Annotated in this window: 10 protein-coding genes; 3 read left to right on the top strand and 7 right to left on the bottom strand. The window is 37.5% G+C overall.

Going from position 1 to position 12,097, the window contains the following annotated elements:
* Window positions 1-127: 127 nt before the first annotated feature.
* A complete protein-coding gene (locus K2X50_03735; GenBank protein ID MBX9586348.1) occupies window positions 128-292 on the bottom strand; it encodes a hypothetical protein in 165 nt (54 codons plus the stop codon).
* A gap of 388 nt (window positions 293-680) precedes the next feature.
* Here K2X50_03735 and K2X50_03730 point away from each other — a divergent pair, with 388 nt between their 5' ends.
* Window positions 681-1,409: a helix-turn-helix transcriptional regulator gene (locus K2X50_03730; protein MBX9586347.1), complete on the top strand. Its 729-nt coding sequence runs from the start codon at window positions 681-683 to the stop codon at window positions 1,407-1,409.
* Between the two features lie 98 nt (window positions 1,410-1,507).
* On the top strand, window positions 1,508-3,928 hold the full coding sequence (locus tag K2X50_03725; GenBank protein MBX9586346.1) for a hypothetical protein: 2,421 nt from the start codon (window positions 1,508-1,510) through the stop codon (window positions 3,926-3,928).
* Window positions 3,929-4,014: 86 nt separating this feature from the next.
* Here K2X50_03725 and K2X50_03720 read toward each other — a convergent pair whose 3' ends face one another.
* The 6 genes from K2X50_03720 to folA all read right to left on the bottom strand — a co-directional run bounded on the left by K2X50_03720 (window position 4,015) and on the right by folA (window position 11,089).
* On the bottom strand, window positions 4,015-6,699 hold the full coding sequence (locus K2X50_03720) for an F-box protein (protein ID MBX9586345.1): 2,685 nt from the start codon (window positions 6,697-6,699) through the stop codon (window positions 4,015-4,017).
* 711 nt (window positions 6,700-7,410) lie between these two features.
* Complete coding sequence (locus tag K2X50_03715; protein ID MBX9586344.1) at window positions 7,411-7,659, bottom strand: RMD1 family protein; 249 nt, start codon at window positions 7,657-7,659, stop codon at window positions 7,411-7,413.
* 1 nt (window position 7,660) lies between these two features.
* Window positions 7,661-8,446 carry an RMD1 family protein gene (locus K2X50_03710; GenBank protein MBX9586343.1) on the bottom strand — a complete coding sequence of 262 codons (786 nt, stop codon included), beginning with the start codon at window positions 8,444-8,446 and terminating at the stop codon, window positions 7,661-7,663.
* A 2-nt stretch (window positions 8,447-8,448) separates the two neighbouring features.
* Window positions 8,449-9,609, bottom strand: coding sequence for a cystathionine gamma-synthase (locus tag K2X50_03705; GenBank protein MBX9586342.1), 1,161 nt, complete (start codon window positions 9,607-9,609; stop codon window positions 8,449-8,451).
* A 10-nt stretch (window positions 9,610-9,619) separates the two neighbouring features.
* A complete protein-coding gene (locus K2X50_03700; protein ID MBX9586341.1) occupies window positions 9,620-10,570 on the bottom strand; it encodes a pyridoxal-phosphate dependent enzyme in 951 nt (316 codons plus the stop codon).
* Window positions 10,571-10,600: 30 nt separating this feature from the next.
* Entirely contained in the window at window positions 10,601-11,089 is a 489-nt protein-coding gene (gene folA / locus K2X50_03695) for a type 3 dihydrofolate reductase (GenBank protein ID MBX9586340.1), read from the bottom strand.
* Window positions 11,090-11,209: 120 nt separating this feature from the next.
* On the opposite strand from folA, the gene K2X50_03690 reads away from it, so the two are divergent.
* Window positions 11,210-12,097, top strand: a complete 888-nt coding sequence (locus K2X50_03690; GenBank protein MBX9586339.1) for a tRNA-dihydrouridine synthase family protein — start codon at window positions 11,210-11,212, stop codon at window positions 12,095-12,097.

The raw sequence follows: 12,097 nt of genomic DNA, 5'->3' as shown, positions 1-12,097 counted from the left end.
ACGAGGATATCTTACTTTACTTTGATCAATCCTCCAAGCCCTAAAACGGATATTCCATATTAAACTCTGAATGTCCTGGATATGCTAAAACCAATGGAAAAAAACCCTTACCAACTCAATTATTACTTCAAAAATAATTATAAAAAAGAATTTTTTGTGAGTCACTTCTGACTCGAAACATTTCAAATAATACTCGACGACATAACGCGCCAGTCCAACCTTTCACTCTGGCATTAGCTTCTATTCTCGCCGCTTGGTCAACAACTCGGCCCGATACACCTATACGTTTCATAATACACCACGCTTGCTTAAGAGCCTTCATTTCTTAGCATTCAAATCCCGGCTCATGACACCCTTCATCATTACCTACCTTCGCTATCCATTTCTAACAGGGCTTTTACTACTCTGTGACTATAAGCATAGGACATTACTGGTAATGGTGCCGTATGGCCCCTGAATTCTGAATCAAAAAGGGTTCCAATAAATCCTCATGTGCATTATCATTGACTCGAGTCATAGCTTTACTCCTTGTTAGCATAGTACTCTACGAAGGGTTATCTTTGGCTCGTCGCTTCTCAGGACAAATCGAATTTACAGAAACTATTGTGCGCAAGCTGTTAGATGAATTAAAGTACGCTTAACGATTAAAAAGTACCTTATCTAACTTTATCGAGGTCTGAATGGATTTTAGTACAGACATGCTCGGATCTATGTTAGAGATTTATGATCAATCTCCTAATATTGTTTGGTGGAAAGATTTAGAGCATCGTTACAGGCTTATTAATAGGGCTGGTGCTGTTTCTTTGGGGTTTAAATCGTCAAAGATATCATATGAAAGTCCGACAGATTATGATATTCCAAATCATCTTCGTGAACACGCTGATCAATTTGTTGAATTGGATAACTATGTCTTAAAGACTGGGATTCCCATTTCCATCTTGTGCTTTGGAAAATATTCTGATGGTCAGTGGAGAATGCATATTTGTAATGTTCACACTATTTTGAACAATAACAATTGCATAATGGGTCTTGCGGGAAATTCAATCGAAATCACTGATACGCCATTGATGCGATCAGCATTGTTTCTGATCGAAGGTGGCATGATATTTAATCAAGACATCAATCATCCGCACTTTAACTTGATATTGCAAAATGCTTATGACGATTTTAAACTTTCCTCACGTGAATCTGAATGCTTATTTTTTTACATCCGCGGCTATACCGCAAAAGAGGTTGCATTAAAGATGGGTATTAAATATAAAACTATACAAAATTATTTAGAAAGAATTAAAATAAAAATGGGGTGTAGCAGTCGGTCTCAAATTGTCGAAAAAGCGCTTCATCGAGGCATGGGAAAGATTCTTCCAAAACAGTTATTGCTCAGCTCCTCAGATAGAATGAGAGAATAGCCCATCTGTGGAGGAGCATAGGGTATTTAGTCCTCTATGAAAATTCACCCACGCTCATCTAATATCCTTCCATCCAATAGTTATGACGGAGCTAGACTATGTCAAATCAACGTGATGAAAATGCAATAAAGAAATCATTTGATGGTGCATTTTACGCCAAAGAGTATGACTTTTTCACTCCAACAAGTGATTTAGTGAGCTTAGAGGTCATACATACAAAAATTACTGCTTGGCAGATGCAAATGAAGCTGCCCCTTAAAATACACCCGCTCACCAAAAAACCATTTCTCAGTTTCATAATACCAATCTGTATGGATCGTATTAGTAAGTCAGATATCTTTTCGCCTGATAAGTTTATTAATCTTCTTCAGAATTTAGACAGAGCGTTCCCTGAAATGACTCTAGTAATCGATATTGTCCCTACGGGTGAACTGAGTGCTTGGAATATATTACGAGATGACATGTTAATGGACATGGAATCGGAAAATACTAATAATCTTTTAGGTAAAATCAAATCAGGAGAAAACGATGTTAAGATCGATTCAGCAAGAGCAAAAGGGAGAAAAATTGCCGAAGAGTGGGTAGAGAGCATTTCTAGTGAATTAGTTAGAATACGATCAAACGGGCACGTCGTTGAAATTATACATTGGGCTGAATTTATCAGACTTGATCATGTAGATAAAATAAAAAATTACTATCTCGGTCGTTACAGAAACAAAACGAGCTATCTGAAGGAATTTAAGTCCATTGTATTCGCTATAATGGTTAAAGTAAAATCACAATTAATTAAGTCGAAAACAGTATTGCCACCTAGGATCGCCAATCCATGCATTGTTCAATACATTACTGAAGAACTTGCCGTTCAATGTTACATTGTTAATTTTCTAAAGTGTAAATATGATTACCATCTCTACGAAAAAGACGACTATTCTCCACTCTTAACCAATGCTGCTTTGAGACATGCTAGACGTTGCTGCAGAGAGCTTGGGTATGAGTTTAATAGTGAATCAACACTACAATTTCTGGAGTTCAAAAGAATCACAGAGAAATTTGACCTTGAAGAAGAATATAATAATTCAATGATGTATCATTATTTTCGACTTAGGGGGGACACTCGCAAAGGTAAAAAACTTTCAGACTGTGAAAAAGAATTTCAAAAGTCTATGTCTGAGTGTGAGCGAGTCGCATCATTTCCAAAATTTCACGGAGCACGTACATTATTTAAAGCGATTGATGAAAAGCAATGGGCGATTTATCATTATAATCAGCAGCGTCATTCCGTGCTTGACTCTTTGAGATTTCCTGAGGTCATTACGGAAGATCAAAAGAATAAGATCAATGAATATTTGCTACCTAGATCTAGATCTTCCCGATTCTCGTTCTTTAGGCCAGAAGTAAATGTTGACATTCAGAAAATAAGAAAAAAAAATTCTATACCTTCGCGAGCTTTCTTACCAAGCAGTTTCAAAGAATTGCACTTTATTCTTCCGATTTGGATAGATAGAGCAATTGATATTGATTATTCATTGCTTCACTGGGTTGAAACTTTTCTTGAGTGTTTATGTGGGACTTATGAAGGTAAAGTACTCATACTAGATCTAGTATTGGTAAAAGAAATTTATACTTGGGACACCGTACGTGATATGCTGTTATCGAAAGCAAGGCGTAATAAAATGTCTGAAGTTGACGTGAAAAACTTCAAACATAACGAAAATTTATCATCAATTCCCGCTAGAGAGTTTGTTATGGATTACGTAGAAAAACAGTTTAAAAAGATACGAGTTGCAATCAGTCAAATAATTAATGGTTTAAATCAACTTGGACATAGAATTTCCATAAAATATTTCTCGGATATTGTTGATCAAGAAAAACTAATGATTATTAAAAATAATTTGCATAATCAATATCAAAGTAACAGAGAATATAGAAATAAATTTAAGACCGTTAGCCATAAAATGATCCTTAGAGTCAATTGGCAACTTCTTAAAAGGGGTAGAGTTCAACCAGAAATCGCAAATCACTATAATTATCATTATATAACAGAAAAACTGGCCACTATCATATACATGACAAAATATTGTACTGAGCAATATGACTACGGTCTGAGTGATGTTTTAGATCAAGATATATTGTTATTGCGCGCTTTCATTATGGAATATGAAAAGGATTTTTTTAGACAATTAACACCACTGGATAAAAATTTAGAATGGATAGAATGCAATTTGCCAGAAGATGAAACTATCTACAGGAATAAGGTGGCGGTAGAAGAATATAGACGTGTACCTGAGTGGTTAAATTTAGAATCAAATATAAAAATTCTGCGACTTGACGAGTCGGCCTGTGGTCAATATTTTTATGCCGGATTTTTGAGTGTGCTAATGCAAACTAGAATCGCCTTTTGGAATTTAGTCGAAGAGATGGCACAATTACACAATGAGGATTATTCCTCAGAAGATTTAGCAGATCCAGCTCCTGTGGAATTGATTAATGTAGGTATGGGACAGTACCCAACAGTATAATGAAGAATGATCTGGTGCAGCATTTGCTATAGGATCACAGTTAAAAGGAGAATTTGCAGGGCTCCTAGAACAGCTCCACTTCTCCGTTAATAGTTAAAAAACAGGGTGCACTCATCAGCTAGTTCCACTTTTGGCTTTTCTTTCTCAAAAAGCGCTTCGAGATCATTAATCAAAGAATCTTCTGACATCGGTTGATCATCATTTTCGTCTGATATAAGCATTAGGGGTTTTTCCTCTTCTAGTTCATTTTCAAATGAGTGACTCAATTCATCTTTATAAAAAATCAAACCCACCTCTAAATCTTTTTGTTCCGAAAGTTTATGTGATAGACTATCTATAACTAATTTACGAAGATAATTCCTACCCTCCATGAAAGAGATAAGTCTTTTAATTTTGTGTTTCCAATTAGGATTGTTTGGATCTAGTACTGTGCTATCAAGTAATTCGCCCGCATTAACATCATTACATATTGTTGCAACTAGATAAATGTCAAAGCAAGTGTCATTCAACTCCTTCGGAGCCTCGTGATAAAACTTAAATATTGAAGTTGATTGAGTTAAAAATGCGTGTAAATTCCTAGTTGGATTAGATGTAGCAGAGGGATTCTGCATTTCTTTAATTAACTTTGATTGTTTCGTGAATTGACATCTATTGCATCTTTCAAAAAGTGATATTGCTCTTTTAGCCCAAATTTGTATGGTCCTATTTAATTTTTGGTGATGTTTGGCTTTAATTATTGTCAAGGTCGGATCGATAATCTCATGTGAGACTGGAGTTACTTCATTATTCTCAATCATTCTAGGATCTATTTGACGGTGATTGGTGGAAATATCAGATCTCTTCACTTGTTTATTACGCTTCATCGCCTGTAGATATTCTTGAGAATGATAGAGAACAAAGTAGTTTAAAAACGGTTTTTTATAATGAACACGTTCACAGTAACCTAAAATTCGGCCGTCAGGTAACTGAATTACTATTTTATATGGTAAATTTTCTTTTGGAAAATCAATCACTTCACCATCGCGTGAAAAAGAACTCAGTTTGTTTGTTGGGTCAAAAATATTTACATGAATGCATTTTGTCTGACCATCATCCCATGTAATTCTTAGCTTCTTTATCTGTGCTAACCAACCAATAGTCAGCATATGATGATGTTTCGACTTAGTTTGTAGATATTTAAGGCCGCAAGGATCATCAAAAAAAAGGCAATCCGAATATTTTCTATGAACTTTACCATTGTATGAACTGGTAAAACCATAGACAATAAAACGATATCTTTTGTATTCTTCACTTCTTATCAGCTCAGAGACGATTAATATATCACTGTTAGGTAATATTATAGCATGGAGAAACTTTATGTTCTTTTTGGGTTTAATGAGATTTATTAAAAGATATGTCTTGGCTGACCATATGTAAAATTGATCATCATCAGCCCCGATAATGTCACCACTATTGCAAATCCCCAATGATTCCAATCTGAATTGTTGACACGAGTCGAAGCTTCTCCAGGTATGATGTGCACCTATACTCATGATGGTAATGGGTCGAAGCATTTTTCGATACATTAGCTCGTCACGGAATAAAAATAAGCTTTTACAAGTTAAGGTTAATCTTCGCAGATCCGTGTCAGACTGTGGATTATGCAGCGCACTAAAAATCTGCATCAATATATCATTACAAAGACCATCAAAAGCTGAGTTACTAGCTAAATTGGATAATTTTACTGGGCAGATGGGATTGCTCTGTTGAGCCGATCTTAAATCATCTAGAAAAGGATTTTTAACGACTGACCCTAAAAAATTATATCCATTTGATTTAAGAATCTTATTAATGTTCAAAAACAATTCTATATCATCGTATACTGTAATTGACCTCAATTCATGCGTTATAGACATTGATGTTAGGAGAGCTAGGTCTAATACAGATAATCCTGTTCGAGGATATTTTAATCGATAGTATACAGATTTAAATTCAACTCCTGGAACAGTAAATTTGTGAAAAACGCTGAGAAAAGCCTCACTCCATTTGTTGAAAATTAGTGTCACTCTTCGATGATAGTCCGATTGTTTGCCTAAATTTTCTTTGATCAGGTCAATTCCTGCTGCAAGAAAGTAGGAATCGCTCATTAAACAGCGAGTAAACAAATCGAGGTTTAAGCTAAGACGATGAGAGTCAACATCATCTTGAAGTTTCTGCAAATCATCTAGAAGATCATTATGATTATTATTAAATACTGTGCGCTCAAAATTCTCAAGAATCAAATTCACAGCGCTGTGCAAACTCACGTCATCATAAAATACTTCTAGCCCTTGATTTATGCTGAATGGGTCTAAATCGTTTGTTAAGATGTCAAGCGCCCAAGGACGATTTTTTCCATCTGAAAGGATCTTTTGATTCCATTGGTTAACGATATGTTCTACCTGTACTCGGTATGTGGATTTACTGTCGAGGAATTTTCCGTAGGTTCTTAAAAATTGCAGATAATAGTTACTCCATTCATCAACAGAAACTGACATCATAAGCAAGTGTATGAATCGGTGGGTATGACAGTTATGCTCTGAATGATGAAGGGATAGATTTAACTCTGAGGATATCAGTACATCCAAAATTTCTAGAGCCTCTAAGCCGTTGGCTAAAAGCGCTGGTACAAGATTATAAAATTCAACCAAATATCTGCTTCTATTTTTACTCGGTTGAACTTCCTCACGCATTGGTAACATTACCGCTTCCTGGCCTAAGAATGAGCTGTCATCATTTATCGATTTGAGCATTGCTTTAACCCCTCTGTAAAAAATAATTTTCAATCGTTACAGGAATGATACGTAAAAATTTTTACATGGATATCTGGACAAAATACCCGGGTACTTTTTCCTAAAATGAAAAGTTCTTTGATTACATTCGCTTTAGGGTGCGGGTAATACTGAAAGCGGTTAAAGGTCTGGAATAATTTTGCTTCTGCCCATATTAGAAAAGGCGATAGAAAAAATAGCTGGCTTAGAGTGCTAAGGGCCTAGGACGAGCTAAATATCAGTATTTCAGACAATATAGTAAATTCATGTGTCTTTTTTTCTAAACTGAAGGCTTTTCCTTTAATCATCGTCGCTGTGCCCGAATACCTCTCCAATGTATTCCGTCATAATCAGAATTTCTGTCAGTGTTAATTTTTCACCCGAAAATACCGGTCTGGCACAATAATGAGAAGGGGACGGCGCTAAAAGAATAGGGTTGTAAATTAGCACTCTGCACATCGGGTAACTTTACTGCGCCCTACGCGCCAAGCCCCAATTCGGATATTGCAAAAAAAAGTGTTGAGCCCCTAAAAACAATGGAAAAAATCTCTTCCCAAAGCAATTATTACCTCAAAACTGATTAAAAAGATGATGATCCACTCGAGTGATGCAGAATGCTGATAATTGAGCTCCTCAGCTAACATATTGAACAACTCATGCATGACTTCTAATCGATGATTCAGATTATCGACCCTATTTCAGGTCCACATAGGTTATTGTCATCTGGTAGAGTGGCTTTAAATCAGAATTTCGCCAGGAAAATTTTGGTGTGTACAACAACTCTAAGTGTAAATTAATGGAATTTCGATCCATTAATATTTTCCCCATCATATACGATCTTGTCGTCGTATCTTTAATTGTTAGCACTCGCAGTGTGTATGCGTAAGGGGCCTGGTCTAACATTGAAACTTGGTTCAATGTTAGACCAAGCCCCATTTTCATGCTAAAACCAATGGAAATAATCCCTACATAAGGTAATTATTACCTCAAAAGTAATCAAAAAGATGATAATCCACTCGAGTGAGGCAGAATGCTGATAATTAAGCTCTTCAGCTAACATATTGAACAACTCATGCATGACTTCTAATCGATGATTCAGATTATCGACCCGATCTGTTAGGTCAACATAGGTTGTTGTCATTTGGTAGAGTGGTTCTAAATCAGAATTTCGCCAGAAAAATTTTGGTGTGTACAACAACTCTAAGTGTAAATTAATGGAATTTCGATCCAATAATATTTTCCCCATCAAATGACGAATTTCTTTGCGTGATTTCGAAATTTTGCCTTCAGCAGATAAGGTTTTCAAAATATCTCGTGTTGTATGTGTTGTTTTTTGAATAATGGTTTCAAAGCCTGCTAATTTTATAGATTGAGCCAGTGCGTGTGCGCACGATAATTTAGTCACTACTTCATTGTCAGGAAGAATCATATAATCATCTTTAATGCTCGCATATTTTCCATACTCATACTCAAAACTATCTCGAGATGATGCACCTAATGCCTCGTACTCTGCTTTTTTTACTACAGATTGCAATAGGTCTTCACCTTCTTTTTCTAATCCCCAACACACAAACACACCATAGGGAAAGAAAAAAACATCCGCTGGATTAGCCGAATAAACCAGATGAATAACATCACTGTATTTAGTAACTACTCCATGACTTTCTAATAGTTTGAACAAAACATCCATATCAAAACTAAAAGCCAAACCTACTGATACACATTTCATGATTAGATCCCTGTTAACGCCGTATTTAAATCATCTTTCAAATCTTCCACAGCTTCAATCCCTACTGAAAGCCGAATAAAATTATCGAATATTCCCAGTTCTTGTCGTTGAGCAGCGGGAATAGAAGCATGCGTCATAATCGCGGGATGTTCAATCAAACTTTCAACACCCCCTAGACTTTCTGCTAATGCAAATATTTTGCAACGCTCTAACATCTTTTTTGTCCCATCAAGATTTGTTTTTAACGTGATGGATATCATACCACCATAACCTGACATTTGTTGAGTGGCAAGTGCATGTTGTGGATGACTAGCAAGCCCTGGATAGATGACCCGCTCAACCGCCGGGTGTTTTTCTAACCAACGCGCTATTTCTATTGCATTCTCGCAATGACGTTTCATACGTAGTGACAAGGTTTTTAATCCACGCAACGCCAAGTAGCTATCAAACGGAGAGGCTATGGCTCCTATCGCATTTTGTAAATATCGCATTTTATCGATTAATTCTGCGTTATCTCCAATCACTACGATTCCACCTATCACATCGGAATGTCCGTTAATGTATTTGCTTGCCGAATGTAGAACAATATCACAACCGTGTTCTAAAGGACGCTGCAAGATAGGTGTAGCGAAAGTATTATCTACTACTGTTATACAATTATGTTGCTTAGCTAATTTTGCAATAGCAGCCAAATCGGTTAACTTTAATAAGGGATTCGTCGGTGTTTCAATCCAAATTAATTTTGTTTTTGAATTAATCGCAGCTCGCACTGCATCAAGATCGCACATATCGACAAAGCTAAATTCCAGTCCACTCGAGCGATTTCTAACATTGGCAAATAATCGATAAGTTCCGCCATAAAGATCATTACACGCAACAACATGATCGCCACTGTTTAATAGTTCGAGCACTGTTGAAATGGCAGCCATTCCTGATGCGAACGCAAAACCTGCAGCACCCGATTCGCAATTTGCTACAGCGCGTTCGTAAGCAAAACGCGTTGGATTTTGACTTCGTGAATATTCAAATCCTTTATGTTTTCCAGGACTTTCTTGCACGTAGGTTGATGAAGTGACGATTGGCATCATCACAGCGCCCGTTTCATGATCAGGTGCTTGACCTCCATGAATTACGCGTGTATCAAGATCCATTTTTTTTGTCATATCTTAGTTCCTAAAGAAATCCTTGAGCCTTCATCCATTCATCATCCGGAAATTTTGTTAAATAATTTCGTATAGAATCAGGTAATACAATAACACATTTGTGGCCTTTTTTTAACTCTTTTGCGGCTTGCAATGCTGCCCATACCGCTGATCCACTCGATCCCCCAACCAGTAAGCCTTCTTCTCGAATTATTCGTCGTGCCATGAGAAATGAATCTTTATCGTTCACTTTAACATAGTGATCGACTAATGAATTATTGAGTACGTCAGGAATAAAGTCGTAACCGATACCCTCCACTTTGTAAGGATACACTTCAGTTCCACCACCAAGAATAGATCCGTAAGGATCCACACCAATAATTTTTATTTCTGGATTTTTTTCTTTTAATTTTTTTGCCACGCCCGAGATGGTTCCACCGGTTCCCACTCCGATCACCGCCATTGCCAAATTATCGCCCGCATCATCCAGAATTTCTTGAGCAGTATAATGATAATGCGCACCTAAGTTGGCTTCATTACTGTATTGATCAAGAATAAAAGAACGGGGAATTTCTGCATTTAATTTTTTTGCAACTGAAATGTGACTTTCTGGAGAATCCCAAGCAGCTTCGGTGGGCGTGCGCACAATTTCCGCTCCCAGTGCCTGCAAAACCACTTGTTTTTCGTGGCTCATTTTTTCAGGCATGGTAATGATGACTTTATATCCTTTAACAACAGCCGCTAATGCAATTCCTATTCCCGTATTTCCCGAGCTGGGTTCAATGAGCGTGTCACCCGGGCGAATTTTACCTGCTTTTTCCGCAGCCTCTATCATATAATAACCAATTCGATCTTTGACCGAACCACCTGGATTTAAAAATTCGCATTTCCCATATAATTCACAATCTAATTCCTGAGCGATGCGATTTAAACGAACGAGTGGCGTTTTCCCAACAGCTTGTAAAATATTGTCAATTAACATTTAAAATGCCTTCCTTAGCAACAATCCAGCTTAACTCATGCGCTTCAAGGTAATAAATATCATATTATAGCTGTTTTTTTCATCCGCGGGGTGCTCATTACGCTCCACTTCTTGCCATTCATTGGCATTCCACTCGGGAAAGACTGCATCGCCTTCAATGTCGGAGTCGATCAGTGTCAAATAGAATGTAGAGGCCTTTGATAACGTTTGTTCGTACAGCTGAGCGCCTCCAATCACTATGAGTTCTTCCTCTGAACCACTCAGTGCAACCGCTTGTTCCCAGCTATGCACAACAATAACACCTTCCCTATTCCAATGCCTATCATGAGTCAACACGATATTTTTCCGGTTCGGGAGAGGCTTGCCTATCGCTTCGAAGGTTTTGCGACCCATGACAACCACCTTGCCCGTCGTGAGCGCTTTAAAATGCTTCAAATCCGCGGGCAAATGCCAGGGCAGTTGATTGTTCTTACCAATCACTCGATGGTGCGCCATTGCTGCAATTAACGAGATTTTCATGTACCATCCTTTTCAGGTAATGAATAAGTCGGAATGATGATTAAACCACTCATAATAGGCTCTCACACATTTTCTAGCAACCTAATACAAGGCCCTCTTGCTGGATATACATGTGCCCCCATGCGTGTGCAAACGTGGCGATTCAGCCAACCCGCTTATTGCAGCACTGAAATGGTCTCTGCAACACACCTTGTTCAGGCCAAAAAAACACCGAAACGTTATCTTGAACGTGACCCCAGCGAATCAGCGTTGTGTTTTCAATTAGCGGCGAGCGATCCTGATACGTTGGCCAAAGCCACACAAAAGGTCAGCTTACTTTCACCTGAAATCATCGAGCTGAATTGTGGTTGTCCTGTCAACAAAATTCGTCGCAAAGGAGCGGGTTCTAAATTACTCCAAGAAACAGATCAATTAAAACGATTAATAGAGGCTTTACGCACAAATACCAATGCCGCTGTATCAGTAAAAATACGCGTAGCGGGAAATGAAAATGATCAAGATGATTTTCACATCGCTGAAATAATCGAACAACAAGGCGCTGATGCGCTCGTTGTACACGGACGTCATTGGACTGAAAATTATGATCAAACTTGTCACATTACACAAATTCAACGACTAGTGTCCGCGGTAAAAATTCCTGTGATTGGAAATGGTGATGTGAAAGATTTTTTGTCTCTGAAAAAAATGTTCGAAGCAACAGGTTGTGCAGGTGTTATGATAGCGCGTGCCAGCATGGGACAACCTTGGGTATTCTCTCAATTAGAATCAGAATTCTCTCAAAAACCCTTTCAAAAACCTTCGGCAACAATTATCGGAGAAACGTTAATTGATCATATCGAACGATTAGCTTCACTCGATTCTGATTTTCGGGCACTGTTACAATCACGAAAAATCGGAAAATATTATGCACGTCACGCCATCAACGCACATCATGAATTCACACTACAAACTACTCGCTGTAAAACTTTACCTGAATTTATTTCGTTGGTTCGCCAACATTTTCAATAA

Source organism: Gammaproteobacteria bacterium, from assembly GCA_019748175.1.
Lineage (GTDB): Bacteria > Pseudomonadota > Gammaproteobacteria > JAIEPX01 > JAIEPX01 > JAIEPX01.
The sequence above is the reverse complement of the archived record's forward strand: the minus strand, read 5'-3'. Positions and strand labels throughout refer to the sequence as shown.